The organism is Lentzea sp. NBC_00516 (assembly GCF_036346835.1).
Taxonomy (GTDB): domain Bacteria; phylum Actinomycetota; class Actinomycetes; order Mycobacteriales; family Pseudonocardiaceae; genus Lentzea; species Lentzea sokolovensis.
On sequence record NZ_CP107840.1, the window covers coordinates 2,547,079 to 2,572,032 of the forward strand.

General features: G+C 71.0%; 27 protein-coding genes. 7 read left to right on the forward strand and 20 right to left on the reverse strand.

Annotation, left to right across the window (positions count from 1 at the left end; genetic code table 11):
* Positions 1-44 precede the first annotated feature (44 nt).
* Genes OG205_RS11580 through OG205_RS11620 form a run of 9 tightly spaced genes read right to left on the reverse strand, consistent with a single transcriptional unit; the run spans position 45 to position 8,722 of the window.
* Complete coding sequence (locus tag OG205_RS11580; protein WP_330276209.1) at positions 45-725, reverse strand: SDR family NAD(P)-dependent oxidoreductase; 681 nt, start codon at positions 723-725, stop codon at positions 45-47.
* A complete protein-coding gene (locus OG205_RS11585) occupies positions 722-1,897 on the reverse strand; it encodes a sialidase family protein (protein ID WP_330276210.1) in 1,176 nt (391 codons plus the stop codon). Before OG205_RS11585 ends, OG205_RS11580 begins: the two co-directional genes overlap by 4 nt.
* Positions 1,894-2,661 carry an HpcH/HpaI aldolase family protein gene (locus OG205_RS11590; RefSeq protein ID WP_330276211.1) on the reverse strand — a complete coding sequence of 256 codons (768 nt, stop codon included), beginning with the start codon at positions 2,659-2,661 and terminating at the stop codon, positions 1,894-1,896. The genes OG205_RS11585 and OG205_RS11590 overlap by 4 nt, the downstream gene beginning before the upstream one ends.
* 20 nt (positions 2,662-2,681) lie before the next feature.
* Positions 2,682-3,638 carry an aldo/keto reductase gene (locus OG205_RS11595; RefSeq protein ID WP_330276212.1) on the reverse strand — a complete coding sequence of 319 codons (957 nt, stop codon included), beginning with the start codon at positions 3,636-3,638 and terminating at the stop codon, positions 2,682-2,684.
* A complete protein-coding gene (locus tag OG205_RS11600) occupies positions 3,635-4,462 on the reverse strand; it encodes an ABC transporter ATP-binding protein (protein ID WP_330276213.1) in 828 nt (275 codons plus the stop codon). The genes OG205_RS11595 and OG205_RS11600 overlap by 4 nt, the downstream gene beginning before the upstream one ends.
* Positions 4,459-5,289 (reverse strand): ABC transporter ATP-binding protein, encoded by an 831-nt coding sequence (locus tag OG205_RS11605; RefSeq protein ID WP_330276214.1) that lies wholly within the window; start codon positions 5,287-5,289, stop codon positions 4,459-4,461. Before OG205_RS11605 ends, OG205_RS11600 begins: the two co-directional genes overlap by 4 nt.
* The gene (locus OG205_RS11610) at positions 5,286-6,209 is read right to left on the reverse strand and encodes an ABC transporter permease (RefSeq protein WP_330276215.1); all 924 of its coding nucleotides are present in this window, start codon (positions 6,207-6,209) and stop codon (positions 5,286-5,288) included. The genes OG205_RS11605 and OG205_RS11610 overlap by 4 nt, the downstream gene beginning before the upstream one ends.
* Positions 6,206-7,141, reverse strand: a complete 936-nt coding sequence (locus tag OG205_RS11615) for an ABC transporter permease (protein WP_330276216.1) — start codon at positions 7,139-7,141, stop codon at positions 6,206-6,208. Before OG205_RS11615 ends, OG205_RS11610 begins: the two co-directional genes overlap by 4 nt.
* Before the next feature lie 3 nt (positions 7,142-7,144).
* Positions 7,145-8,722 carry an ABC transporter substrate-binding protein gene (locus OG205_RS11620; protein ID WP_330276217.1) on the reverse strand — a complete coding sequence of 526 codons (1,578 nt, stop codon included), beginning with the start codon at positions 8,720-8,722 and terminating at the stop codon, positions 7,145-7,147.
* A 177-nt stretch (positions 8,723-8,899) separates the two neighbouring features.
* Between OG205_RS11620 and pdxA the strand changes: the two genes are divergently transcribed.
* A complete protein-coding gene (gene pdxA, locus OG205_RS11625) occupies positions 8,900-11,077 on the forward strand; it encodes a 4-hydroxythreonine-4-phosphate dehydrogenase PdxA (RefSeq protein ID WP_330276218.1) in 2,178 nt (725 codons plus the stop codon).
* Between the two features lie 45 nt (positions 11,078-11,122).
* Entirely contained in the window at positions 11,123-11,905 is a 783-nt protein-coding gene (locus OG205_RS11630; protein WP_330276219.1) for a DeoR/GlpR family DNA-binding transcription regulator, read from the forward strand.
* A 32-nt stretch (positions 11,906-11,937) separates the two neighbouring features.
* On the opposite strand, the gene OG205_RS11635 is transcribed toward OG205_RS11630, so the two are convergent.
* Positions 11,938-12,786: an alpha/beta hydrolase gene (locus OG205_RS11635; protein ID WP_330276220.1), complete on the reverse strand. Its 849-nt coding sequence runs from the start codon at positions 12,784-12,786 to the stop codon at positions 11,938-11,940.
* Positions 12,783-14,009 carry a metal-dependent hydrolase family protein gene (locus OG205_RS11640; protein ID WP_330276221.1) on the reverse strand — a complete coding sequence of 409 codons (1,227 nt, stop codon included), beginning with the start codon at positions 14,007-14,009 and terminating at the stop codon, positions 12,783-12,785. The genes OG205_RS11635 and OG205_RS11640 overlap by 4 nt, the downstream gene beginning before the upstream one ends.
* Before the next feature lie 58 nt (positions 14,010-14,067).
* On the opposite strand from OG205_RS11640, the gene OG205_RS11645 reads away from it, so the two are divergent.
* On the forward strand, positions 14,068-14,748 hold the full coding sequence (locus tag OG205_RS11645) for a TetR/AcrR family transcriptional regulator (RefSeq protein WP_330276222.1): 681 nt from the start codon (positions 14,068-14,070) through the stop codon (positions 14,746-14,748).
* Here OG205_RS11645 and OG205_RS11650 read toward each other — a convergent pair.
* The 8 genes from OG205_RS11650 to OG205_RS11685 form a co-directional block, all read right to left on the reverse strand.
* Complete coding sequence (locus tag OG205_RS11650; protein ID WP_330276223.1) at positions 14,677-15,051, reverse strand: hypothetical protein; 375 nt, start codon at positions 15,049-15,051, stop codon at positions 14,677-14,679. The genes OG205_RS11645 and OG205_RS11650 overlap by 72 nt on opposite strands.
* A gap of 52 nt (positions 15,052-15,103) precedes the next feature.
* Entirely contained in the window at positions 15,104-16,006 is a 903-nt protein-coding gene (locus OG205_RS11655) for a universal stress protein (RefSeq protein WP_330276224.1), read from the reverse strand.
* The gene (locus OG205_RS11660) at positions 16,003-16,299 is read right to left on the reverse strand and encodes a DUF3040 domain-containing protein (RefSeq protein ID WP_330276225.1); all 297 of its coding nucleotides are present in this window, start codon (positions 16,297-16,299) and stop codon (positions 16,003-16,005) included. Before OG205_RS11660 ends, OG205_RS11655 begins: the two co-directional genes overlap by 4 nt.
* A gap of 36 nt (positions 16,300-16,335) precedes the next feature.
* Positions 16,336-16,806, reverse strand: a complete 471-nt coding sequence (locus tag OG205_RS11665; protein ID WP_330276226.1) for a GreA/GreB family elongation factor — start codon at positions 16,804-16,806, stop codon at positions 16,336-16,338.
* Between the two features lie 120 nt (positions 16,807-16,926).
* Positions 16,927-17,106 carry a hypothetical protein gene (locus OG205_RS11670; RefSeq protein ID WP_330276227.1) on the reverse strand — a complete coding sequence of 60 codons (180 nt, stop codon included), beginning with the start codon at positions 17,104-17,106 and terminating at the stop codon, positions 16,927-16,929.
* 7 nt (positions 17,107-17,113) lie between these two features.
* Positions 17,114-18,367 (reverse strand): NAD(P)/FAD-dependent oxidoreductase, encoded by a 1,254-nt coding sequence (locus tag OG205_RS11675; RefSeq protein ID WP_330276228.1) that lies wholly within the window; start codon positions 18,365-18,367, stop codon positions 17,114-17,116.
* An 84-nt stretch (positions 18,368-18,451) separates the two neighbouring features.
* Positions 18,452-19,999, reverse strand: coding sequence for a PucR family transcriptional regulator (locus tag OG205_RS11680; RefSeq protein WP_330276229.1), 1,548 nt, complete (start codon positions 19,997-19,999; stop codon positions 18,452-18,454).
* A 72-nt stretch (positions 20,000-20,071) separates the two neighbouring features.
* Positions 20,072-20,395 carry a hypothetical protein gene (locus OG205_RS11685; RefSeq protein ID WP_330276230.1) on the reverse strand — a complete coding sequence of 108 codons (324 nt, stop codon included), beginning with the start codon at positions 20,393-20,395 and terminating at the stop codon, positions 20,072-20,074.
* A gap of 122 nt (positions 20,396-20,517) precedes the next feature.
* Here OG205_RS11685 and OG205_RS11690 point away from each other — a divergent pair, with 122 nt between their 5' ends.
* The 4 genes from OG205_RS11690 (at position 20,518) to OG205_RS11705 (ending at position 24,051) form a co-directional block, all read left to right on the forward strand.
* Positions 20,518-21,396, forward strand: a complete 879-nt coding sequence (locus tag OG205_RS11690; protein ID WP_330276231.1) for an aminoglycoside phosphotransferase family protein — start codon at positions 20,518-20,520, stop codon at positions 21,394-21,396.
* Complete coding sequence (locus tag OG205_RS11695; RefSeq protein WP_330276232.1) at positions 21,377-21,862, forward strand: GNAT family N-acetyltransferase; 486 nt, start codon at positions 21,377-21,379, stop codon at positions 21,860-21,862. The genes OG205_RS11690 and OG205_RS11695 overlap by 20 nt, the downstream gene beginning before the upstream one ends.
* Positions 21,863-21,973: 111 nt before the next feature.
* On the forward strand, positions 21,974-23,530 hold the full coding sequence (locus OG205_RS11700) for a hypothetical protein (RefSeq protein WP_330276233.1): 1,557 nt from the start codon (positions 21,974-21,976) through the stop codon (positions 23,528-23,530).
* 89 nt (positions 23,531-23,619) lie between these two features.
* A complete protein-coding gene (locus OG205_RS11705; RefSeq protein WP_330276234.1) occupies positions 23,620-24,051 on the forward strand; it encodes an ATP-binding protein in 432 nt (143 codons plus the stop codon).
* A gap of 29 nt (positions 24,052-24,080) precedes the next feature.
* On the opposite strand, the gene OG205_RS11710 is transcribed toward OG205_RS11705, so the two are convergent.
* Positions 24,081-24,482, reverse strand: coding sequence for an STAS domain-containing protein (locus tag OG205_RS11710; protein ID WP_330276235.1), 402 nt, complete (start codon positions 24,480-24,482; stop codon positions 24,081-24,083).
* Positions 24,483-24,954 lie beyond the last annotated feature (472 nt).

Below are 24,954 nucleotides of genomic sequence, written 5' to 3' on the forward strand. Positions count from 1 at the left end.
GATCAGGCCGTGGGCCGCGGTGCAACTGAGATTGAACCCTGAGGTCAGCCGAGGGACGCCCCGGCGCACACGACCAGCGCCTGGCCGGTGATGTTGCGGGCGTCCGGTCCGAGCAGGAACGCGACCGTGCCCGCGACCTCGGCCGGGTCGATCAACGCGCCCATCGGCGGCAACCGTGGAGGGGTCGCGGCCCGGCCGGGGTCGTGCAGCATCGGGGTGTCGGTCGGACCGGGCGCCACGACGTTCACCGTGATCGCTCGGTCCACGAGTTCGGCCGCCCACGAACGCGCCAGGCCCACCAGTGCGGCTTTGGTGGCGGCGTACTGGCTCTTGCCCGCCACGCCGGTCATCGTGCGGCTGCCGATCAGCACCACGCGGGCACCGCGCGGCATGCGGGCCACGGCGGCGTCGACCAGCACCGTCGCCGCCTCCACGTGCACCAGCCACATGTCCGCGCCGTCCTCTGTGGACAGCGAGCCGAGTGGCGCCGAGCGCTGGAGGCCCGCGGCGTGCACGACGGCGTCCACAGTGGACAGGGAGCTGACGAACGACCGCAGCGAGTCGAGATCGCCGAGGTCCAGGGCGTGCCACGTGAGCCGCTCGTGGTGCAGCGGCGGTTCGCTCCGGCTGAGTCCCGTCACGGTCCAGCCCTCGGCCAGCAGCCTGCGCGTGATGGCGAGACCGATGCCAGAGCTGACGCCGGTGACCAGGGCGTGCCGGGTCATCCGACCCACGACACGGGCACGCGGACGTGCTCGATCGTCTGCCGGAAGTACGTGAACGCGATGTCCAGCGTCCCGTCGGCGGTCTGGTGGATCGTCGGATAGGAGAACTCGCGGTTCAGGCCGTCGCGGGAGTTGTTGGTCAGGCAGTACCCGTCGCCGACCTCGAGGTTCCGCCGCACCGGCCAGGTGAGGCCGCCGTCGGACGAGAGCGCGAGAGTCATCGGCGCGCGAGGCGCTCCCCAGAACGCGGCACCGAACTCCTCCGGCGGCTGGGCCTGTTCGGCGAGGCCGCCGTCGTCGATCTCGTCGTACAGCGAGAGCCTGCGCTCGATGGCGTCGCGGGCGCTGCTGTCGTTGAACACCACCGCGAGCCGGTCGTCGGCCAGCCGGACGACCTGGACGGACGAGTTGTTGTTCGGCAGGTCGGGCACCTGTTGGGGCGCGGTCCACGTCTCGCCGTCGTCGGTGGACGTGGAGCGGTAGACGAAGTCGGCCCACCGGCTGCGGTAGAACGCGGCGAGCGTGCCGTCGGCCAGCGGCACCACGTTCATGTGCACGCGGCCCGTGCTGTCCGGCACGGCCGACTCGCGCCAGGTCGCCCCGGCGTCGTCGGAGATCAGGACGGCGCTGGTGTCGCGGTCCCCCACCCAGCGCTGTCCCGGCACGGACACGCAGTGGAACACGGGCAGCAGCCACCGGCCGGAGTGCAGCACGACGATCGGCTGGCGCACGAACACGCCGCCGGTGTCGCTCGCGGGGATCAGCGTCGTGGCCGGGCCCCAGGTGCGGCCACCGTCGCCGGAGATCCGGCGGCGCACCTCGGAGGTGTCCTGGTTGCCCGCGATCTGCGCGGTCCACAGCAGCCAGACGTCGCCGCCGGGAGCGACGAACAGCACCGGGTTCTGCTCGGACCTCGTGCCGTCGTCGGACAACTGCACGGGCGTGGACCACGTGTCGGCGCCGACGGGCAGCCGGGAGAACCAGACCCTGATGTCCGGCACACCCTCCTGCGTGCCGCCGAACCACACGCAGCCCAGGTCACCGCCGGGCAGCGTGGCCAGGTTCGCGGCGTGGTTCTGCACGGCGGGCGCGGGCAGCATCGCGTCCAGCCGCTCCGGGTCGTCGGGGCGGGGGCGCAGGACTCCGTCGAACGCGACGGTCCGCGCGCTCACGACTCGCCCCGCGACGCGGCGAGGTGGGCGGCGGCGGAGGCCTCCAGATGGGTCAGGTCCGAGGAGATCGACGCGAACGTGTAGCCCTCGGCCAGCCGCTTCGCCGCGGAGGTCCCGTCCGGGGTGTGGATGCCCGCCGCGATTCCGGCCGCGGCGGCGGCTTCGCGCACGCGGGTGAGCGCGGCTTCGAACTCGGAAGCGAACTCGGGGTCGCCGGGGAAGGCGCCGCCGAGGGCGAGCATCAGGTCGGACGGGCCGACGTACACGCCGTCCAGGCCGGAGGTCGCGCAGATCTCCTCGACGTTCGCCAGTCCCTGCGCGGTCTCGATCATCGCCAGCACGACGGTCGCGGCGTTGGCGTCGGCCGGGATCGGGCCGATGCGCAACGCGGACCGCATAGGTCCGTAGGACCGCTTTCCCTCCGGGCCGTACTTCGCCGCGGCCACGGCGGCAGCGGCGTCCGCCGCGGTGTCGACCAGCGGCACGATCACCCCGCCCGCACCCGCGTCGAGCGCCCGGCCGATGGGCGTGGGGTCGTTGGCCTCCACCCGCACCAGACCGGTGGACGTGCCGCCCGCGTCGATCGCGGTCAGCCCCGCCAGCAGCCCCGAGTAGCCGAGCAGGCCGTGCTGGCCGTCCAGGCACACGTAGTCGTAGCCGAGCCGGGCGATCCGTTCGGTCGCCACGGGCGCGTCCAGGACGCACCAGTAACCGATCGCCCCTTCGCGGGCGCGGATCTTGCGGGCGAACTCGCTCGCGGACATTCCCACTCCTCCAGGATCGGTCAGCGGTTGTAGGCGGGCATGGGACCGTGCAGCGCGGCCCCGACCTCGTCGCACGCGGCCAGCACGTCGGCGGGCAGCGGTCCGGCGGAGGCGGCCTCGACGTTGGCGACGAGGTGTTCGACGCGGGAGCCGCCGAGCAGCACCGAGCCCACGCCGGCCTGGCTGAGCAGCCACCGCAGCGACAGCTCGGTCAACGGAATCCCCGCGCTCGCGGCGACGTCCGACAACGCGGAGACGGCGGCGAAGAGGCGGTCGTTCCAATACCGCTGGGTGTACATCTCGGCCAGCCGGGAGTCGCCGAACCGGCCTTCGCCCGGCTTCTGCTCGAACGTGTGCCTGCCGGTCAGCAGGCCGCCGCCCAGCGGGTTGTAGACGACTGTGAGCAGCCCGGTGACCTGGGCGAACTCCAGGTACTCGTCCTCCACCCTGCGGGCGATCAGGTTGTAGAGCTGTTGCGCGGCAACAGGTCTGGGCACGCCCTGCTCGTCGCACTCGCGGTTCAGCGCGGCGATCTGCCACGCGGCGAAGTTCGACACCCCGATCGCGGCCACGAGCCCTTCGGCGACCAGCTTGCCCAGTTCGGCGACCGTCTCCGCGATCGGCGTCGCCCGGTCGGGCTGGTGCAGGTAGAACAGGTCCACGTGGTCGACCCCGAGCCGGCGCAGACTCCCCCGCACGCACCGGCGCAGCGCGACCGCCGACAGCGGCGGCGCCCCGTCGGCGTCCGGATGCGGGATTCCCGCCTTGGTCGCCAGCACGACGCGGTCGCGGCGGCCGGGCAGCAGGTCGCGCAGGATCTCTTCCGACGCGCCGGCCGCGTAGCCGTTCGCGGTGTCCACGCCGGTGATCCCGGCGTCGAGGGCCGCGTCGACCATGCGGCGCGCGCCGTGCGCGTCGACGGTGTCGCCGAAGGTCATCGTGCCCAGCACCAGCCGGGACAGGGCGAACGCGCTCACGCGGGGATCTCCTCTCGGGCCGTGACGAAGGCGCGCGGCTTGCGGCCGGTCATGGCGGTGGGATCGAGCGCGGCTCGGCGCAGCGCGCGGGTGTAGGGCTCCTTGGGTGCGGCCAGCACGTCGGCGGTCGGGCCGGACTCGACGACCCTGCCCGCCTTCATCACCACGACGTCCGCGCTGATCTGCCGCACCACGCCCAGGTTGTGCGAGATGACGATGCAGGTCAGCCCTGTGTCGCGCTGGAGGTCCTCCAGCAGCGCCAGCACCTGTGCCTGCACCGAGACGTCCAGCGCGCTGGTCGCCTCGTCGCACACCAGCAGTTCGGGACTGCTGGCCAGCGCCCTGGCGATGCCGATGCGCTGCCGCTGGCCGCCGGAGAACTCGGCGGGCCGCCGCTCCAGCGCGCTGGACGGCAGGCCGACCCTGTCGATCAGCTCCGCCGCCTTCGCCCTGCGCTCGGTGGCGGAGCGGACTCCGCGCAGCCGCAGGGGTTCGGCGACGATGTCCTGCGCGTTCAGGTGCGGGTCCAGCGACGCGTACGGGTCCTGGAACACCATCTGCACTCGCGGGCGCAGCGGGCGCATCCGGCGTTCCGACAGCCCCGCGATGTCCGTGCCGTCCAGCAGGATCTGGCCGGAGCTGGGCTTGAGCAGGCGCACGATCGCGCAGGCGATGGTGGACTTGCCGCACCCGGACTCGCCGACGACCGCCAGCGTCCGTCCCTTGTGGACCGTGAAGCTGACGTCGTCGATCGCGCGGAACGAGCCGCCGCGCACGTGGTACTCCACCACGAGGTTGCGCACGTCGAGCAGCGGTGTGGTCATCGGTCTCCTCCGGCGACGGCGTCGTCCTCGTCCCATGGCCCGAGAACGGGCACAGCAGACAGCAGCTTGCGGGTGTACTCATGGCGCGGATCGTCCACAACGGACTCCACGTCGCCGGACTCGACGAACCTGCCTTCGCGCATCACGTGGATGCGGTCGGACACCAGCCGCGCCACGCCCAGGTCGTGCGTGATCATCAGGATGCCGATGCCGGTGCTCTCCTGCAGTTCCAGCAGAAGTCCGAGGATGCCCGCCTGCACGGTCACGTCCAGCGCGCTCGTCGGCTCGTCGGCCACCAGCAGCCGGGGTTCCCCGGCGAGGGCGATGGCGATCAGCACGCGCTGGAGCATCCCGCCGGACAACTGGTGCGGGTAGCGGCCGAGTTGCTCGGCGGCGCGCGGCACGTGGACCAGGTCGAGCAGTTCCACGGCACGCGCCTCTGCGTCGCGCTTGGCGAGCTCCGGTTTGCGCAGCCGCACGGCCTCGACCAGTTGCCGCCCGATCGTGTGCACCGGGCTGAGCGCGGTCATCGGATCCTGCGGGATCAGGGACACGGTCCGGCCGCGCACCGCCCGCAGGGCCCTGGGTTGCGCGATGACGTCGGTGTCGCCGAAACGGACCGAGCCCGACACCACGGCCAGATCGTCCGGGAGCAGGCCGAGGACCGCCATCGCGGTGGTCGACTTGCCTGAACCGGACTCGCCGATGACGGTCACGGTCTCGCCTTCGCCGATGGTGAAGCTGACGCCGTCCACGGCGCGCACCACTCCCCCGGCGGTGATCAGCTCGACCTGGAGGTCCTCGACGTCCAGCAGCGCGGTGCTCACGAGGTGCTCGCCTTCCGCCGGCGCGCACGGTCGCGCAGGCCGTCTCCCAGCAGGTTCACGCCCACGACGAGGGCGACGATGACGAGGCCGGGCAGGGTGACCATCCACCACGAGGTGGTGATGTAGTCCTGCCCGTCGGAGATGATCCGGCCCCACGTGGCGAACGGCCGCTGCGGACCGGCGCCCAGGTAGGACAGCGCGCTTTCGAGCAGCACCGCCTGAGCGAGCAACAGCAGGACCACGAGACTGGCCTGCTTCACGACGTTCGGCAGCACGTGGCGGAGCAGGATCGCGAGCCGGTGCAGCCCGAGCACCCTGGCGGCGGCCACGTACGGCTTCTCCCGCTCCACCAGCACGAGCGACCGTGTCAGGCGGGCCACCTCGGGCCACTGCGCGATGGCGATCACGAACGTGATGACCGGGATCGACGGTCCGAACAGGGCCACCACGAGGAGCAGCATCATCAGCAGCGGCAAGGAGAGCTGTGCTTCCAGCAGCCGGGACACGACCGAGTCGATCCAGCCGCCGAAGTAGCCCGCGGACGCGCCGAGCACGACGCCGATCACGCCGGACACCACGACGGCGAGCAGGCCGACCAGCAGCGACACCTGGCCGCCGTGCAGGATGCGGGACAGCAGGTCGCGGCCGAGCTGGTCGGTGCCGAACAGGTGGCCGCCGGTGAACGGCGCGAGGCGGCGGCTCGCGAGGTCCTGCTGGTCAGGGCCGGGCAGCGGCAGCACGCGGGCCAGCGCCACGGGGACGACGACGAGCAGCGTGCAGACCAGTCCGGTCCACAGCTTGAGCCCCGATCCCCGGCGCTGCCGGGTGACCTTCGCGCGGGCCAGGTGCTTCGCGGTGACGGCGCTGGGCCTGGGCGCGGACTGCTCCACGCGCTCCAGGTCGGTGTGAGTGGTGCTCACGCGGACACCTTCTTCCCGAGGCGCACCCGCGGGTCGAGCAGCGGGTAGGCGAGGTCGACCAGGAGTTGGACGCCGACGGCGAGCGCGGCCGTGACGAGAACGGTGGCCTGGATCAGCGGGTAGTCGCGGGTCTCCAGCGCGCGGACCACGAGCGAGCCGACGCCCGGCCAGGCGAACACGACCTCGACGACGACCACGCCGTTCAGCATGGACGCGAACCGCGTGCCCAGCGCGGTGACGACGGGGATGGACGAGTTGGTCATCGCGTAGCGCCACACCAGCGCCCGTTCCGACACCCCGCGCGAGCGCGCCACCACGAGGTAGGGGGCGGCGAGGTTCCTGGCCATCTCGCCGCGCACCAGCCGGGAGATGAGCGCGATCTGGAGGATGGCGACGGTGACCGCGGGCAGCACCAGGCCGCTCCACGTGGCGAAACCGGACGCCGGGAGCACCGGGATCAGCACCGCGAAGACCGTGAGCAGCATGACGCCGCTCCAGAAGTCCGGCATGGACTGGCCGGCGATCGTCACGACGTTCGCACCCAGCTCGCGGGTCGTGTCGGCGCGGCGGGCCATCCACACGCCCAGCGGCACGGCCACGACGGTGGTGATCAGGATGGCGGCGACGGCGAGCGTGATGGTGAACGGCAGCCGCTCGAGCACCACGTCCAGCGCGGGCGAGCGGAACGAGTAGCTCGTGCCGAGGTCGCCGGTGAGGATTCCCTTGAGGAACAACAGGTACTGCTCGACCACGGACCGGTCGAGGCCGAAGGAGGCGCGGATCTTCGCCAGGTCCTCCGAGGTGGCGAGCGGGCCGGCGTAGGCGGCGGCCGGGTCGCCGGGAGCCAGGCGGATCAGCACGAACACGGTCGAGATCGTCAGGAACACCGTGAGGACGCTCTGGCCGAGCCGCTTGAACAGGTAGGGCGCCATCGGTCAGCCCTCCAGCCGCGCGGACGCGAGGTCGTAGGAGTTCGTGGGGACGAGCGAGATGTCGCCGACCCGGCTGCGGCTGGCGATGACGGCGTTGGGCACGAACGCCCACAGGCACGGCCACGTCGCCCACACCGCGCGCTGCGCGTCACCGAGCAGTTGCGTGCGGCGGGTGGCGTCGGGGTCGGCGGCGGCGTCGGCGATCTGCGCGGCGATCGACGGGACCACGTAGCCCTGGTAGGTGTCGCGGGTCTTCTCCTTCTCGGGAGTGCCCGCGTACATGCCCTGCAGGATGCTCACGGCGAGGCCGGTGGGGCTGGGGTAGCCGTTGCCGAGCACGTCCCAGTCGCCCGCCTTGCCCTGGCGCCACGACAGGATGTCGCCACCGGGCTCGAACTGCTGGAGCGTGGTGCGCACCCCGACCTGGCCGAGCATCTGGAGCACGGCCTCCATGACGGAGGTGTCCCCCGCGAACTCGCCGCGCTCCCAGATGATCTTCAGTTCCAGGTCGCGCACGCCGAGCGCGTCCAGCCGTTGCCTGGCCTGGTTCGGGTCGTACACGTACTCGCCGGTCCTGACCGCGCCCTCCAGGCCGGTCGGCACGACGCCGTCGGCCTGGGTGACCGAGCCGACGAGCACGTCCTGGACCAGCGCTCGGCCGTCGATGGCGTAGGTCAGCGCCTCGCGCACCCTCGGGTCGGCCAGCGGATGGCCCTGCGGCTTGCGGAAGTTGTAGAAGAGCTGGTTGATCCGGGTGCTCGGGATGCGGGTGATCCGCACGCCCGGCAGACCCGCGAGCTGGTCGGCGGCGTCCGGCGTGATCGAGTCGATCACGTCCACCTCGCCGCTGCGCAGTGACACGACCCGGCTCGACTCCTCCGGCATGAACCGGACCTGCACGTTCGGCACGCGCGGCGCGGGGCCCCAGTAGTTCTCGTTGACCGCGAGCGAGTAGTCGCCGGTGCCGCGGTTGCCCGCGCGCACCACGTACGGGCCGGAGCCGATCCCGTCCTGCAGCTCCTCCGGCCGGTTCGCCGCCGAGGGCGTGACCAGGATGTTCGCCATCAGGTAGTCCAGCACCGGGATGGGGCGCTCGGTCCGGAGCACGAACGTGCTGTCGTCCACCGGCACGACGGTGGGGAACTCGGGGAAGAAGCCCGCGAGGAACGACCCGTTCACCTGCTGGTACATCTCCAGCGCGGTCGTCACGTCCTGCACGGTGACCGGTGAGCCGTCCGAGTAGCGCACGCCGTCGCGCAGGTGCACCGTCCACTGCGTGGGTGCGGTCAGTTCGAACCGGTCGGCCAGCACGAGCTCGGGCTTCAGGTTCTGGTCGACCCTCGTGAGCGCCTGGCGCACGCCACGCTGGACGGTGACGGCCGCGTCGAACTGGTTCAGCTTGTTGTCCAGGCTGACCAGCGAGCGGTTGAGCGCGAGGGTCAGCGTGCCGGGGCCGGGAGTGCCGGTCGGGCCCGCGCACGCGTTCAGCAGCGGGGTCAGCGCCACACCGGCGCCGGTGATCGCTCCCCATCTCAACAGGGTGCGGCGGGAGAGCTCCGGGCCGCTTCCGGATCGGGTCATCGTCGACCTCTCACAGTGCTCGGGGGTGACGGCGCTGCGGCCTGGCGTGGCCGGGGTGCACCGGTGTTACCCGAGCCACAGTGACATGTCCTGCACGTTTCGCGCAAGAGATGTGGCCTCAATGGCGCGTTCTGTGCAATCCTTCTAACGGGAACCGGCGGAGGAGGTGAGTCCGAAATGGCAAAGATCCTTGTTGTGGCTGATGATCTGTCCGGAGCGGCCGAGGTGGCCTCCGCGATCAGGGTGCGCACAACGCGCAGTTTGGTGCTCCTCGGGATCGACCCGGCGTTTCCCGGTGATGACGGTGACGTGATCGTCGTGGACCTCGACACGCGCTCCGGACCCGCCTCCGCGGCGGCAGCGGAGACCACCCGCGCCATCGCCGCCCTCGGGGCGTCCCGGCAGGTGTTCGTGAAGGTCGACTCGTTGCTCCGCGGACACGTCGCCGCGGCGGTGCGCGGCGCGGGCGGCTTCGCCGTGGTGTGCCCCGCCCTCCCCCGGCTCGGCCGGGTGGTGCGCGGCGGCGTCGTGCACCTGGACGGCGTGCCGCTGCACGAGACGGACGCGTGGCGGGTCGAACACACGCCGCCACCCCTCTCCGTCGCCGACCTGCTCTCGCCCCAGCGCGTCGAGACGGTGGACCTGGCCGGCGTGCGCGATCCGGGACTCGTGACGCGGCTCCGCGCGATCCGCGCGACCGGGGCGGTCGCCGTGTGCGACGCGGAGGACGACGCCGATCTCCAGGCCGTGGCCGCCGCGGGCACGGCCGCCGGAGCGGTGCTGGTGGGATCCGCCGGACTCGCCGCCGCGCTGGGACGGGAGAACGGCCCGTCCTGGCCGGCCAGGACTCCCGGTTCGGGCGTCCTGGTGGTGGTCGGCTCGGCGGCGGCTTCGCCGCAGGTCGAGCACCTGCGGGCGTCCGGCGCGCACGTCGTCCCGCTGAGCCCGTCGCTCCTGAAGCGGCCCGAGATCACCGTGGGCGACGCCGTCGTCGTGCTCGCCGTCGACCCGGCTGCCGGCGTAGTGCCCGGCGCGGCCCGCACGCTCGTGGCCGCGCTCGCCGACGTGGCCGCCGACGCCGTGCGACCGACCACCGCCGACCTCGTGCTCACCGGCGGCGAGACCGCCCGCGCCGTGCTCGACCGGCTCGGCGTCACCCGGCTCACCGTCCACGGCCCGCTGGCCGGGCACCACGGCGCCGTCCTGAGCACCACACCCGACGGCCGCAGGGTCGTCACCAGGCCGGGCAGCTTCGGCGTGCCCGGCTCCCTCACCGACATCGCGGCCGCGCTGCGGTCCGACCACGAACGCCACGGAGGCAGTCACGTGAGCACCACTTCCCGTCCCGACACCCGCCCGTTCATCGCGGTCACGATGGGCGACGGCGCGGGCGTCGGCCCCGAGGTCGTCGTCGGCGCACTGCTCGACGAGGGCATCGCCACCGAGTGCCGGCCGGTCGTCATCGGCGACGCCGCCCGGCTGCGGCTGGGCGCGGAGGCGCTGGGCGTGACGGCCGACATCGTCACCGTGGAGTCCGTCGAGGACGCCGAGTTCCTTCCCGGCCGCGTCAACGTGATCGACCTGGGCCTGCTGCCCGCCGACCTCCAGTGGGGCGAACTGTCCGCGGTGGCGGGCGACGCGGCGTACCACTACATCCGGGTGGCGTCGGAACTGGCGATGTCCGGGAAGGTGCAGGGCATCTGCACGGCGCCGCTGAACAAGGAGGCGCTGCACGCGGGCGGCCACGTCTACCCCGGCCACACCGAACTGCTGGCGCACCTCACCGGGACCGAGGAGGTGTCGATGATGCTGTCGACGCCGAAGGTCAAGGTCATCCACGTGACCACCCACATCGGTCTGATGGACGCCGTTCGCAAGATCGAGCCCGGTCTGGTGGAGCGCACGGTCCGCCGCGGCCACGAGGCCCTGGTCCGCGCCGGCGTGCCGGAACCCAGGATCGGCGTGTGCGCGATCAACCCGCACGCGGGCGAGAACGGGCTGTTCGGCCAGGGCGAGGAGGAGGAGAAGATCGTCCCCGCCATCGAGGTCCTCCAGGCGGCGGGCATCGACGCCCGCGGCCCCCTGCCCGCCGACACCGCGTTCTTCCTCGCGGGACGCGGCGACTACGACCTCATCGTCGCGATGTACCACGACCAGGGCCACGGTCCGGTCAAGGTCCTCGGCATCGAGGCCGGCGTCAACATCACCGTCGGCCTTCCGGTGATCCGCACGTCGGTCGACCACGGCACCGCGTTCGACATCGCGGGCAAGGGCGTGGCCGACATCCGCAGCATGATCGAGGCGCTGCACCAGGCCGCGCGCATGTCGCCCAGCCCCAGTGCGGTGCCTGCCTGAAATACTGTCCGGACTCTCGTACGACGACAGCACCGGAGGCAACGCATGGCGGGGATGCGGACGCGCGACCGGCGCGACGAGATCGTCCGGCTGGCGACCACGACAGGCCTCGCCAGCGTCGACGAACTCGCCGACACGTTCGACGTCACCGCCTCGACGATCCGCCGCGACCTGGCGAGGCTGACCGACGAGGGCAGGGTGGCGCGCACGTACGGCGGCGCCATCGCCCTGCTCGCCCACCCGGAACCGTCACTGCGGCAACGAACCCAGGAGGCGTTCGCCGAGAAGACCGCCATGGCCCGCCGGGCGGCGGCGGAGATCAACTCCGGCGAGACCATCCTCCTGGACGCCGGCACGACCATCGGCGCGCTCGCCCGTGAGTTGCGCGACGTGCCACAGCTGACCGTCGCCACCACCGGCCTCACCGCGTTGCAGGAGCTGGCGGGTTCCGAGTCGGTGCACGTGGAATGCCTCGGCGGCACCCTCCGCCACCTCAGCCAGGGCTTCGTCGGCCCACTCACCGAAGCCGCGCTGGAACGCATGACGTTCGACCGCGTCTACCTCAGCGCCGACGGCGTCACCCCCGACAACGGCCTGTGCGAGGCGGACCTCCAGCAGACCAGGCTCAAGGAGCTGATGATCCGCCGGGCCACCGAGGTCTACGTCCTCGCCCACGCGGACAAGCTCGGCAGCAGCCCGTTCCACTCCTGGGTCCGCCTGCCGGCAGGCTGGACCCTCATCACCGACGACAGTGCCGATCCTCGTCTGGTCGACGAGTTCACCTCACGCGGGGCGCGGGTGGTGACCGTCAGCCCCGAGCCGGGCTGAGCTGAGCGAGCGCCATGAATCAGGGCTGACGGTCACACGGCGCGGCAGGTCCTGAGGTAGCTGAGGAACGAGGCCTGCAGACCGGTCACGTGCGTGTCCCGCAGCACCTCGCTGGTGACGGCCGCGCCGCGGGCGGTGAGGCGGTGCAGGACGGTGGCCGCGTTCTTCGTGAGGTTCTGGTAGATGGGCACGTTCCCGAGGATCTCCCGGTCGTTGAAGGTCAGGTGCAGCTTGGCCGGCTGGTCGCCCAGCTCCTGGATCTGCGTGAAGATCCGGCTGTCCTCGCCGGCGACGCCCGGGCTGCCCGCTCCGACGCTCTCGAAGAGCGTGGTACCGGTGAGCCAGGCGTAGAGGCTGAAGAGGCCGCCGTAGGAGTAGCCGAAGAGACCGTGACCGCTCGTGGACGTGCCGTAGTCGCGTTCGATCCGAGGGTGCAGTTCCTCGGTGATGAAGCTCAGGAACGCGTCGCCCCGGGTGTCGCGCAGTTCGTCGACGTAGGCGTCGGCTTCCTCGCGGGTCATCGCACCCCTCTGAACTCCCAACTCCACGGCGTCGAGGAACTCCTGCGCGACGGGTTCGCCGGGTGGCACGAGGTCCCTGTTGCGCAGCCTCGCCCAGTGCTCCGCCTCCTCGCCCGCGTAGCCGATGCTGACCTGGATGTACGGCTTGATCTGCTGCATGGGGTCGTGCTGGGTGACGATGAGCGGGGCCGTCAGGCCCACCGCCCAGTTACCGTCGAGCACGTACACGACCGGCGCCTGCGTCGTGGCGGGGTCGTAGCGCGGCGGCGTGGTGACCCAGACGCCGTAGTCGTGCCCACCGCTGGAACGCAGCTCGAAGTAGTCGGTGTCGGCCAGGCAGCCGTGCCACATGGTGCTCATCGGAGATCCTTCACAACACGTCCGGCTTGGACGACGAGTACGGCGTTGGCGGGGTCGGCGAAGATGTTCGGGTCTTCGAGCGGGTTTCCGTTCCAGAGCACGAGATCCGCCTGCTTGCCGGGAGCGATGACGCCCACCTCGGCCAGACCGATGATCTCGGCGTTGGTCTTCGTGGCCGCCACGAGAGCGTCCATCGGTGTCTCGAGCTGTGCGCGCAATCCGAGTTCCTCACCGCGGCGGTCCTGGGCCGGGCCGATGAGGTCGGAACCCAGCCCGATCCGCACACCGGCCTCCTTGGCGACGGCGAGCGCCCTGGCCATCCGCTCTCGCACTCCTGCCACCCGATCGCGTGCCGATTCGTCCAGGCCGGCTGCGGCGGGATCGTGCAGAAGCCGCTCGACGACGGCGAACGTGGGCACGAGAGCAACCCCGCGAGCGGCCATCAGGGCGGCTGTCGGCTCGTCGAGATCCGTGCCGTGCTCGACACAGCGCGCCCCGGCCTCGACCGCGTTCCGGATGCCTTCGTTGTTGTGGGCGTGCACCGTCACGTAGGTGCCTCGCGCCTCGGCTTCCTGCACGGCGACGGCGATCTCCTCGACGGTGAACTGGGTGTCGGTCAGCCGGTCGTTGCCGCCCACCACCCCGCCGGTCACGCAGAGCTTCAGGAACGAGGCCCCGCGCCGGAACGCCTCGCGCACGTTGCGCCGCAGCTCGTCCGCGTTGCCCGCCATCATGGACAGGGCGCACAGACCAGGAACGTGATGGCTGCTCCACAGCTCGGTGGGCTCCCACTCGGCCCCGTAGTAGCCGTGGCCGCCGGTCTGGCACTGAACAGGCCCGCACGACACCACGCGTGGCCCCCTGACCTTGCCCTTCGCGATCGTGGTGACGACACCGCCGTCGATCCCGCCGGTGTCCCTGACGGTCGTGAAGCCGGCGTCGAGCGCCGCGCCGGCCGTGGCGAAGATGTCGGCCGCGAGCTCGGCGGCACTGATCTGGAACGAGAACTGCGGCTGGATCAGGCTCGACAGCCCGAGGTGGACGTGGGCGTCGATCAGGCCGGGCGTCATCGTCAGCCCGCCGGCGTCGAGCCGCTCACCGTTCGCGCTGGAGGCTCCGAGCTCGGTGATGCGCCCGTCCTCGACCGTGACGGCGGCGACGTCGCCCGGATCGCGGCCTGACCCGTCCACGACCGTCGCGCCCACCACCTGGAAACGTCCCATGAGCCCTCCCGTCGTTTTCCAATGGATAAATTGCTTTTCCAATGGATAAGCTACGGGCGTGGTCCTGTCAAGCACGGCACGCAACGGCGATGCCCGCGAGCGCCTCCTGGCGCGGCTCCTCGACGTCTTCGACGACGGCCTTCCACCACCGGAGACCTCGCTCCGCGAGATCGCGGCCAGGACCGAGACCAGCCACGCGCTGCTGCGGTACCACTTCGGGTCGCTCACGGGCGTCCTGGCGGCCGTGCTCGCGGCACAGCGGACCCGCGACAACGAGGCGCTGTTCCGGGACGCCGCGCAGGGCACCTTCGACGACCTCGTCCTGGCGATCTGGCGGGCCTACACCCGTCCGGAGCAGCTGTCGCGCGTCCGCGGGTTCTTCCACGTCGTGGGGCTGGCCGCGTACAACCCGGACGACTTCCGCGAGTTCATCTCGTCGCTGGACGACCTCACCAGGATGCTGGCCTCGCTGGCGGAGCGCGAAGGGCTCGACGCCGGGGAGGCGCTGACCAGGTCCACCGTGGCCGTCGCCGCGATCCGTGGCCTGCTGCTGCAGGAGGTTCTGACACCGGGGGCGTGCTCGGAGGACGCCGTCGCGCTCATCCTGGGCATGGGTGGAGAGCGGACCTGCTCGCCGGTTCGCGAGGCCGGCTCAGGCCAGGCGTCTTCAGTTGGTCCACGGGCGGCCCCGCGAGTCGATCACGGCCACGTCAGGAGGAATGCCGAACGCGACGAGTGACCCGAGGATCGTCGGCTTCACCCCCGACAGTTCGACGAGCACACCGTTGCCGAGGGTGCGGCGCAACAGCTTGACGAGCATGACCAGTTGCGCGCCGGGGACGGTGGGGGCGCCGTCCAGATCGATCGTGAGTTTCTTGATCGGGTGAAGGTCCGGGTCATCGGGATCGACCGTCATCGCTGCCCGCACCCTGGACACGATGACCGACAGGTACTTGCGCAGTTCCCGGACCTCGTCCGGGGCGAGTCGCAGTCGATAGGTGCCCTGCGGCGGGTTCTGAACGTCGCTGAACGACTTCGTCACTTGATGCCTCCTCGTGCCGTTGCCGATTGCCCGTTGCCGTTCTGTTCCGAGGTCATCGGTGTGCCGGCGGGATGACGGCGACGGGGCACTCCGCGTGGTAGATCAGGGACTGGCTCGTCGATCCGAGCAGCAGGCCGCGGAAACCTCCCCGTCCGCGCGTGCCGACCACGACCAGCTGCGCCGACGCGGACTGTTCGACCAGGACGCGTGCCGAGCCGTCGCGGCTGAGCATCCTCCGCACGGGCACGTCGGGATAGTCCTTCGCGCAGTCGGCCACCTGCTCGGCCAGCAGCCGTCGTTCGTCGGCCTCGATCGCCTCAATGCTCGCGGCGATCAGCACGGTGAGCCGCGTCGCGTCGACCACGGCATCGAGCCAGGTGCGCACCGCGAGCACAGGTGCGCCGCGGAGTGCGGCGGTCTCGAACGCGAACTTGAGCGCCGCGTCGCTGGCGGCGGAACCGTCGACGCCCACCACGATCGGCGCGTCCTCGGCGCGGTCGGCTTGAGGTTGCGCTTCACGCACCACGACCACGGGGCAGAGGGCATGTGTGCTGACCGCGACCGCGATCGATCCGACGAGCAGTCCGGTGAAGCCGCCCAGTCCGCGTGAGCCCAGGACCACGAGTTCGGCGGAGGCCGACCGTCCGATGAGTTGTCCGGCCGCACCGCCGGTGAGCAGTTCGGTGCTGATCTCCACCTGCGGCGCCACCACCGCGGCCGAGGCCTCCGCGGTGGCAAGCCAGTGGCGGGCCTGCTCGCGGACCGCTTCGCCGAACTCCGCGATCGACACGGCGACCTGTGGCGAGTGGACGGGTACCGGTGGGCTGCTGTGCACGATCACCAGGCCGGTGCCGCGCCGGGCGGCCTCCGCGGCGGCCCAGCGTGCCGCGTGGATCGCCGACGGGGATCCCTCCACTCCAACGACAATCGGCTTGTTCGGGGTTGCTTCCGTCATCGGTGACTCCTGTCGTGTCCGTGGGTACGCGCCCGCAGCGCCCGGCGCTGCCACGCGCCCCAGGTCCACCCGGCGACCAGCGCACAGGCCAGCGCACCTGTCATGTGCCCGAGCGCCATCGCGAGGACGCTCAGCAGCGCGGCGATGACCAGCAGAGCCAGGTACAAGCCGCGGTGGCGATCATGCGGCGCCCGCAACCGAGCGCTCTCGAAGGTTTCGGCGAGTTTCGGGTCCTCGTCACTGAGGTTGCGTTCGATCTCGCACAACGTCTCGCGTTCACGATCACTGAGCACGGCACACCTCCTGCCACGGCTCGCGACGTGCCGGTGTCACCGGGCCTCCTGTTCGCGCGCCTGCCCGTAGGGCACCGCGTTCAGCAGGGTGACGCGGACCGTGGCTCCACTCGGGGTCCGGTAGGCGCGCTGTTCTCCTTGGCGGGCACCGTTCACCGCCGCTCCCAGCGGGGAGTCCGGCGAGAAGACCTCGATCGTGCCGTGCTCCGCGCCGCGTGCGCCGAGCAGGAACGTGTCGGTCTCGCCGGTGTCGTCGAAGCTGACGGTGAGCACCATGCCGGGTTCGGCGATGCCGTCGTCCGGGGGGTCTTCGCCCACGATCGCGTTGGTGAGGAGGTCCTTGATCTGACGGACGCGCGCCTCCCGATCCCGCTGCGAGAGGAAGTCCGACTCGCCGGCCTCCTCGCCCAGACGGCTGCGCACCGGCGAGAGCAGGGTCATCAGTTCGTTGCGGAGCCTGTGGTGCGCCTGCGGGGTCAGCCACACGCGCGGGGTCGTACTCGTCATGTCATGCCTCCGTGGCAGGTGTAAGTGCCGTCAGGGCGGTCTGGGGGGAGGTACCGCCCTGACGGCGGGGCGTCCGTGCAGGCCGGGTTCGTCCCGCGACCCGCACGGACAGGAAAGGGGTCAGTGGTGGCGTTGGCCGTCGTTGCGGCGCAGCGCCGTTTCGAAGTCGTGGGCGTAGCCGGAGGCCACGCGCAGGAGGATGTCGCGCTGGACGCGGAGGAAGTCGTTCTCCTTGCGCAGCCACGTCAGTTCGGCTCGCTCGCCGGCGGTCAACGGTGGTTCGGTGTGTTCGGGTTCCACGTGGCGGTCACCTGAGCGGGTCGAACTCGCGCAGCGCGTCGGGCTGCTTGCCGGTGGTGATCTGCTCCGCCAGCAACCGTCCGGTGACGGGTCCCTGCGCCAGGCCCCACATTCCGTGCCCGCCCGCGACGTAGACGCCCGGCGAACGGGTCGCGCCGATGAGAGCGCGACCGTCCGGCGTGACCGGACGGGGCCCGACCCAGACGTCGGTGCGGTCCTCCCACCACACTCCGTCCAGCAACGGCCGGACGGAGGCGATGATCGCGTCCACCCGCGCCTCGTCCAACAGCGCGTCCGGGCCGCGGAACTCCATCGTGCCCGCGACTCGTAGACCGCCCTGGTAAGGCGTGCACGCCACGCGCACCTCGGGCAGGTAAACGGGACCGTGCACCGGCTTGCGCACAGGCACGGTGAACGAGTACCCGCGACCCGCCTGGACCGGCGTGCGAACCCCGGCCCGTGCGGCGAGCTTCGGCAGCCAGGCACCGGTGGCCAGCACCGCCACGTCCGCGGGGATGGCGTCGCCGTCCTTCGTCCGCACGATGACACCGGAGGTCTCCGACCGGATGTCGGCCACCTCCAGACAACGGATCGTGGCGCCACGGGCGACCACGGCACGGCCGAGAGCCTGTACGAAGCCGCCCGGGTCGACGAAACGCTGTCCGTCGATGCGCACACCGGCGGCGAGGGCGGTCGACGCCAGCGGGACCTGCTCACACAGGTCCGCTGTGGACAGTGCCGTGTGGTCGACCGGTTGTCCCGCCGCCGCAAGCCTTTCCAGCTCCAGCAGCAGACCTCGTGCCTGTCCGGGAGAGGTGAAGACGGCGGTGATCGGGGCATCGATCGTGGGCGCTTCGACGCCGTTCGCGGTCAGCACGTCGTAGGCTTCGAGGCTCTCCTCGTTGAGGGGCAGGTTCGCCTTCACCGCCCTGGTCCACGACGGCCACCGGCAGTGGGTGGCGAAGCGCGTCAGGAACGACCAGAGCTTCGGGTCCGCGGTCAGGGGGATGTGCAGTGGCGCGGCCGGGTCGAACAGGGACCGCAGTCCGTAGCGCAGCACCGCCGGTTCGTTCAGCGGGATCGCCAGGCCGGGTGCGATCCACCCGGCGTTGCCCCAGGACGCGCCGGCCGCGACTCCGGTGCGGTCGACCACCGTCACCTCGACGCCGCGCTCCTGCAGGAACCATGCCGTGGACAGCCCCACGACGCCCGCACCGACCACCACCGCTGAGCGCGGACCACCGTCAAGGCGCTCGTCCATCCCGACCTCCTGTCATCGCTTGTCTCGATTCCAGGATGCTGGGGACAGGGGTCGAACCGCTTGTCCGTTTCCTACAATTGCCGCTCAGCGATTGTCGGTTTCCGACACCGTCGCCGCGAGATCGATCAGCATCGCGACCCGCTTGGCGGCGTCGTCCAACCCGAGGTTCGTCACCTCGCTCATCTTGCGCAGCCGGTTGCGCACCGTGTTGCCGTGCACGGCGAGCCGCTCACCGGCCACCGCCAGATCGCCCTGCGCCTCCAGCCACGCGCGCAACGTCGCGACGTAGTCGGTGCCGTGTTCGGTGTCGTGCTTGCGCAGGTCGGCCACCGGACCGCGGGCCGACGCCCGGCCGACCCGTGCGGCGGTGCGCAGACGCTGCAGCAGGATCTCGTCCCACGACTCGTCGTAGGCGGGCGGAGCCGTGTCCGCAGCACGCATCTCGTGCAGTGCCAGGCACTCGTCCGCCTCCTGCCGACCGGCGGGCAGGTCCGCGGGCTCGGCGACCGCGCTGATTCCCGCCGACATGGTGACGTTCTCGGGTAGCGCCGCCCTCAACGCCGCCAGCCACTCCCGCGCCGCGGCGACCCGCTCCCCCGGCAGGATCGTGTAAACACTGTTGCCCGCCAACGTACTTCGTCCCGGCCGCGACCAGCCGAACCCGGTGGTCGCCTGTTCGAACGCCAGCAACACGGCCGCGTGCCGCTCGTCCCCGACGTGCGCGCGCACCGCGACCACCCTGGCAGGTCCGGGCGGCAACCCCAGCTGGCTGATCACCGTCGCGGCGTCCGCCGTGCCCTCCAGCAGCCGGATCACCCACTCCGACTCCACCTGGCGCTCCAGATCGGCACTGGCCCGCAACCGCAGCAGGTGCAGCGCCACGGTGCGGGCGCCGTCGGTCAACGCGGTGCGCCGAGCACCTTTCAGCGGCGCCGGGCAGGCCACCCAGATCGCCCCCAGCAACTCCCTGCCCACCCTGACCGCGACCACCATCCGCCCGGTCAGGCCGCGCGAGGGCTCCCCGGAGACGAAGAGCGGCTCATCGGACCCGAGCAGGTGCGCCCGCACACCCGCCGCGTCGAACAACTCACGAACCCACGTGGGCACCTGCCGACCCATGATGGTCTCCAGGCGCGCCGCGTCGACCTCCTGCTGCGGACCGGAGTAGGCCAGCACACGCGACAGCTGGTCCTCGATCGTCACCGCGCCACCGGTGGCCGCCGCCAGGCTGTCAGCCAGCGCGAACAGGTCGGTGGGACCGCGTCCCGACTCCGTCTCACGGCCCTCGAGCACCAGGCCGTACACGACTCCCGCCAGCTGGCTCCACGACAGGGCCGGATCCGCCAGCATCACCGCGACACCCTCGGACTCCCCCACCGCGACGGCGTCCGCCAGCAGCTCCTCACCACCGCGGACGAGCACCACGACGGAACGCGCGGACACCGCCGCACGCACGGCCTCGGCCACGGACCCGGCACCGACGGCGAGGTACACGTCGCCGACCTCGGCCCGGTCATCCGCGGCGTCCCGCAGCACGACCCCACGCAGCTCCGCCGATCGCGGCACCGGGCAACAACACAACCGGACCCCGTACCCACCCAGCACGTTGACCAGCCGGTCCAGCCTCACCATGCGCGAGCTCCCTGTCCTACCGCTCACGCCACCGTAGAGGCCGAGACCGCGGCGAGCACCTCCGGCCGGGGATCACCTGGTCTTGTCGGAGTTCCTGAGGTCCTCGACGATCTGCTGCACGGCTTCCTTGATCTCGTCGTTCACCGGCAGCTCGTACACGTGCACCCGCACGTTCCACCGCCCGGCAACGGCGTGCACCGACAGCCCCTCGTCTCCGGGTTGCCCGGCCTCACACGACTTGGTCGCGGAGTCCAGCACCCCGCTGGCGCAGAGCATCGGCGTGAGCCGCTCCGACTCCTCCTGGCTCGCGTAAGCGACAATCCCCAGGCTGAGAACCTGCTTCCCGGTCGAGACGACGTGGTCGCACGCGGTGGCGATGCGGGGTGTGGTCTCCATTGTTCGATGAGCAGATGGAGACGCCGAACTGGCGACGACACCTCGATAACCGGTTGATGGAACCTGAGGGACGATGTCAGGCTGCCACGGCCGTTGATCGTCCATTTTGCAGGGAGCCGTGCTTGTCCGTCGGAGCGACACCGAACATCGACGCGACGCTGGCGAGGCGGTTGGTCGACACGCAGTTCCCGCGCTGGGCCGGGTTGCCGCTGCGGCTGCACGACCCGGCCGGTTCGGATCACGTCATCTACCGGCTGGGCGACGAGTTGTCCGTCCGGTTGCCTCGTCACGACGGCGCGATCGGCCAGGCGCGCAAGGAGGCCGAGTGGCTGCCCCGGCTCGCCCCGCACCTGCCGCTCGCCGTGCCCGTGCCGGTGGAGGTGGGCGAACCGGACTTCGGCTATCCCTGGCCGTGGGCGGTGTCGCGCTGGCTGGACGGCGAGGTGGCGACCGTCGAGGCACTGTCCGGTTCGCACGAGGCCGCTGAGGCGCTGGCCGGGTTTCTCCAGGCGCTGCACCGGTTCGACGCCGAACCGACCGGCATCGCCGCACCACTGTCCACACGGGACGCGGCGACGCGGTCGGCCATCGCGGAGGTCCCGTTCGACCGGGTGCGGATGACCGAGCTGTGGGACGCGGCTCTCGCTGCCCCGCAACAGGATCCGGTGTGGCGCCACGGCGACTTCCACACCGGCAACCTGCTGACGACCGAGGGGCGGCTCAGTGCCGTCATCGACTTCGGCGAGTTCGGGGTGGGCGATCCGGCCCTCGACCTGATCATCGCCTTCACGCTCCTGTCCGCCGGGACGCGAGCCACGTTCCGCGCTGCCCTCGGGGTGGACGACGCCACCTGGACGCGCGGCCGTGGCTGGGCGCTGGCCACCGGCCTGAACGCCTACGTCCACCACGCCGCGGTCAACCCCCGCGTCGCCGAGCAGACCACCCGCCAGATCACCCAAGCCCTGGAAGACGAAGGACCCCATGCTTCCCACCGTTCGTGAGGCCCGCCAGGACGACTGGCCGCAGATCTGGCCGATCATCCGGAACGTCATCACCCAGCAGGAGACCATCCCCTACGACCCCGGCATGAGCGAACCCGACGCCCGGCGGACGTGGCTGCTGCCCGCACCGGCGAGAGTGGTCGTGGCCGGCGACCAGGTGCTCGGCACCGCGAACATGTACGCCAACCGGGGCGGCCCCGGCAACCACGTCGCGTCCGGCACCCTGATGGTCGCCGAGGAGGCCCGCGGCAAGGGTGTCGGGCGTGCCCTCACCACCGACATGATCGACTGGGCGCGGCGCAGCGGGTTCGCCGCCGTCCAGTTCAACGCCGTCGCCGACACGAACACGGCGGCGATCCACCTCTACGAGAGCCTCGGCTTCGTCACGCTCGGCACCGCGCCCAGGGCGTTCCGCCATCCCGTCGAGGGGCTGGTGGGCCTGCGGATCATGTGGCTGGACCTGTGACGAGCGGCGTGGGGCGGCCCTGAGCTCGGCTGACGGCTCCGAGAGCTCGTCTAGGCCGATCTGGCGCCGGGCCGAGTCGTTGCCGTGATCACGGCAACGCAGGCTGACCTCATGCGAGCTGGGGTTTTCCTGCGCTGGGTGGCGCATCCGCTGACCGTCGCGGCAACCGCGGTCCTGCTGCTCAACGACCACGTGTTCAAACAGGCGTGGCCGGGGATCGTCACCGGCAAACTCAGTGACGTCGCCGGACTGGTGGTGGCGCCGGCGGTGCTGGGGGTGTTGTTCGGCCTCTTCCGCGCCGGCACGTTCGGCGCCGCGGCGGCGACGCTGCTGACGGGAGCCGGATTCGCGTGGGTGAAGCTGAGCGGCACCGGAGCCGAGGTCGCGTCGGCGGCGTGGTCCGTCGTCAATGGACCTTCGGTCGTTCTGGCCGATCCGAGCGACCTGATCGCGCTGCCCGCGCTGGGCCTCGCCTGGTGGGCCTGGCGGCGGTCGGCGGCGGCTCCACCACTGCCGGACCACCCGGCTCACCGGTTGCGGGTGGTGCTCGCGATGCCGTTCGCGGTGCTGGCGATCGCCGCGACCTCCGCGGCCCCCGACACGCGTCCGTCGGTGGACTCCGTGCAGCTCATGGGCGAGCAGGTGATCATCGAGGTGAACGAGCGGTTCTACGGTTCCGACTCCGGTACCGGCGAGTGGACGCTGCTGCCGGACACGCCGCCCGGACGGTTGCCGGAGCGCCAACAGCGCGAAGCCTGCGTACCCGATGACACCGCGCACTGCTACCGGGTGCACGGTGGCGGTGACCTCGACACCCTTGAGCGGAAGCCACACGGAGGCCGGCAGCTCGGCGTCGACGAAACGACCGATGCCGGTCAGGCCTGGCACACGGTCTGGGAGGTTCCGGCCGCACGGTGGCCGTTCGTCGAGCGCCAGCACTCGATTCCCGGCGGAGTGGACCGCAGGTCCAAGGTGGCCAGTGTGGACGTCCTGGTCCGCTCAGTCCCCAGTGGACACGAAGTGATCGTGGCCAACGGCGTCGAAGGGCTCGCGGTTCGCGGCGCCGACGGCGCGTGGCGACGCGTGCCGGTCGTGGTCGCGGCGACCGGGGTGGACATCCGTCCCGCACCGCTCACCGGGTTCGGCCAGGTGATCGGCGACGACGTGAACGACGCCGGACTGATCACCCTGCTCGCCCTGCTGATCGGGATGTCGGTCGCGGCCGCCCGGACCCGCGCCGGGCTCGGACACGTGCTCGTCGTGGTGCTGCCACTCGTCTTCCTCCTTCTGGCGACCGTCCCGATCACCGGCGTGGTGGCGTTCTTCGCCTCCAGTTCCTGGACGTCGACCGGGCCCAACCTGACGCTGCCGCTGTGTCTGACCGGCATCGGCATCGGTCTCACGATGGCGCAGGGGACGGTGCGCCGGTCACGCGCGGCGGTGGTCGACGCTGTCGCGGTGGTGACCGGTCTGGCGTTCCTCGGACCTTTCCTCGGCTGGACTCTGGGCCTTCCTGCCGACCGCGAGACCGCCGTCCAGATCGGTCTGATCCTCGTGGCGGGATGCCTGCCCCTGCTCGTCGCGGCCGGCTGGTGGGCAGGTCGCGCCCCGGCGGTCACCGACGCCGTGGTCGTCCGCGACTCCCCATGGCCTGGCTCGGCTGGTTGAGCGGCCGTTCGACGGCATCGTCCGCGCACTGGCAGTCATATTGCGTTGACATGGGTTTCGATCGATTCAGGTGAGGTACTTCAACGGGTATGACGTCGGCAGAACAGAGCCCCAACACGGTGGACGGAGTACCTGCTGACGAGTGGTACACATTGGAACTTCTCGAGACCGTTCCTGACACCGGAAAAGTCCGGCGATGGGCTCGGTCGGTGCTCCCGAACCTGCATGAGGACGATCTCCTCGACGTGCTGCTGGTGATCACGGAGCTGGTGTCCAACGTGTACGACCACGGCCGGTTCCCGGCACGCGTGAAGCTGCGCAGGTCGACCAAGCCCTGCGAGGTCAGCATCGCGAGCGAGGACGCTTCGGCGGCACCGCCACAGCTGCGGCCGTCCTCACCTGATTCGGCACGAGGCCGCGGGCTGGTGATGGTGGACCAGCTGTCCAAGAAGTGGGGCGTGGCTCGACGCGCCGTCGGGAAGTGCGTGTGGGCCGTGGTGCCCTGCCCGGCGACCCCCTGAACGACAACGGCGCCCAGCGGCGGTGCTCGCTAACGCCGCGACTGAGGCGGCACGGAAGGCTGGGCGCGGATGCCGGCCAGGGCGTCCGGCACGCTGGGGAACAGGGCGAGGCACGCGTCCATCCCCGTTATCGCCAACGGCTTCAGCACGGTCGGCTGATCTGCGACGACAGCGAACGGGACGCCCATGAGCCGCGCGTGCTGCCGCGCGGCCACCAGCAGGTTGATGCCGGAGGATCCGAAGAAGGTGACGGCGTTCAGATCGATGACGAGACCGGCACTGGCCCGCTGCACGGCAGCGATGGCCCCGGCAAGCGGATCGGCCTCCGTCGCCATGTCGACTTCGCCGGTCAGCACGACGATCGCAACGCCGTCATGATCCACGATCCGGGTGGCCAGTGCGTCCACAGCTCCGTCGTACCGGCTGTTCATCGCCACTCCCATCGGGCGGTCGCGAACTACGCTATGCCCGTTCGCGGAGACGCACAACCGCAGCGACGCGGGCACCGCGTACTGCTCGCGCCATGAGTTCAGGCGCTCGTGCTGATGCTCCGCGGAGAGCCGGCTGGTTCACGGAACAGTTCGGTGTGGGACCACTGACTTGCGGCGGGCGGCGTACCAGGCTTTGAGACGGCACGAACCACGTCCACGTGACTGAAGAGCTCGTCGTGGCCGCCGATGTCATGACGCGAAACGTGCTGGATTTGCATGATGTCGACTTTCTTCTCAAGAGTTGCGCGGCCCCGGATGCCCCGTGCGGACGGAGATCAATCTCCGAACACGTCACAGCTCGGACGGGTTTGTGCGCAGTGGCAGATCTCGAAACACGGTGTCGGTCATTCGACCCACTGTGCTCGGACGCGCCGGTGGATATCTTGCGACCGACGTCCACAAAACTCTGAGG

What these genes read in the sequence shown, in the direction of transcription:
- OG205_RS11630 (WP_330276219.1), top strand. Translation starts at nt 11,123, where the DNA reads ATGGCGGGGATGCGGACGCGCGACCGGCGCGACGAGATCGTCCGGCTG.
- OG205_RS11700 (WP_330276233.1), top strand. Translation starts at nt 21,974, where the DNA reads ATGCGAGCTGGGGTTTTCCTGCGCTGGGTGGCGCATCCGCTGACCGTC.
- OG205_RS11710 (WP_330276235.1), bottom strand. Translation starts at nt 24,482, where the DNA reads ATGAACAGCCGGTACGACGGAGCTGTGGACGCACTGGCCACCCGGATC.
- OG205_RS11640 (WP_330276221.1), bottom strand. Translation starts at nt 14,009, where the DNA reads ATGGGACGTTTCCAGGTGGTGGGCGCGACGGTCGTGGACGGGTCAGGC.
- OG205_RS11655 (WP_330276224.1), bottom strand. Translation starts at nt 16,006, where the DNA reads ATGACGGAAGCAACCCCGAACAAGCCGATTGTCGTTGGAGTGGAGGGA.
- OG205_RS11695 (WP_330276232.1), top strand. Translation starts at nt 21,377, where the DNA reads ATGCTTCCCACCGTTCGTGAGGCCCGCCAGGACGACTGGCCGCAGATC.
- OG205_RS11635 (WP_330276220.1), bottom strand. Translation starts at nt 12,786, where the DNA reads ATGAGCACCATGTGGCACGGCTGCCTGGCCGACACCGACTACTTCGAG.
- OG205_RS11675 (WP_330276228.1), bottom strand. Translation starts at nt 18,367, where the DNA reads ATGGACGAGCGCCTTGACGGTGGTCCGCGCTCAGCGGTGGTGGTCGGT.
- OG205_RS11600 (WP_330276213.1), bottom strand. Translation starts at nt 4,462, where the DNA reads ATGACCACACCGCTGCTCGACGTGCGCAACCTCGTGGTGGAGTACCAC.
- OG205_RS11615 (WP_330276216.1), bottom strand. Translation starts at nt 7,141, where the DNA reads ATGGCGCCCTACCTGTTCAAGCGGCTCGGCCAGAGCGTCCTCACGGTG.
- OG205_RS11680 (WP_330276229.1), bottom strand. Translation starts at nt 19,999, where the DNA reads ATGGTGAGGCTGGACCGGCTGGTCAACGTGCTGGGTGGGTACGGGGTC.
- OG205_RS11590 (WP_330276211.1), bottom strand. Translation starts at nt 2,661, where the DNA reads ATGTCCGCGAGCGAGTTCGCCCGCAAGATCCGCGCCCGCGAAGGGGCG.
- OG205_RS11685 (WP_330276230.1), bottom strand. Translation starts at nt 20,395, where the DNA reads ATGGAGACCACACCCCGCATCGCCACCGCGTGCGACCACGTCGTCTCG.
- OG205_RS11620 (WP_330276217.1), bottom strand. Translation starts at nt 8,722, where the DNA reads ATGACCCGATCCGGAAGCGGCCCGGAGCTCTCCCGCCGCACCCTGTTG.
- OG205_RS11580 (WP_330276209.1), bottom strand. Translation starts at nt 725, where the DNA reads ATGACCCGGCACGCCCTGGTCACCGGCGTCAGCTCTGGCATCGGTCTC.
- OG205_RS11705 (WP_330276234.1), top strand. Translation starts at nt 23,620, where the DNA reads ATGACGTCGGCAGAACAGAGCCCCAACACGGTGGACGGAGTACCTGCT.
- OG205_RS11665 (WP_330276226.1), bottom strand. Translation starts at nt 16,806, where the DNA reads ATGACGAGTACGACCCCGCGCGTGTGGCTGACCCCGCAGGCGCACCAC.
- pdxA (WP_330276218.1), top strand. Translation starts at nt 8,900, where the DNA reads ATGGCAAAGATCCTTGTTGTGGCTGATGATCTGTCCGGAGCGGCCGAG.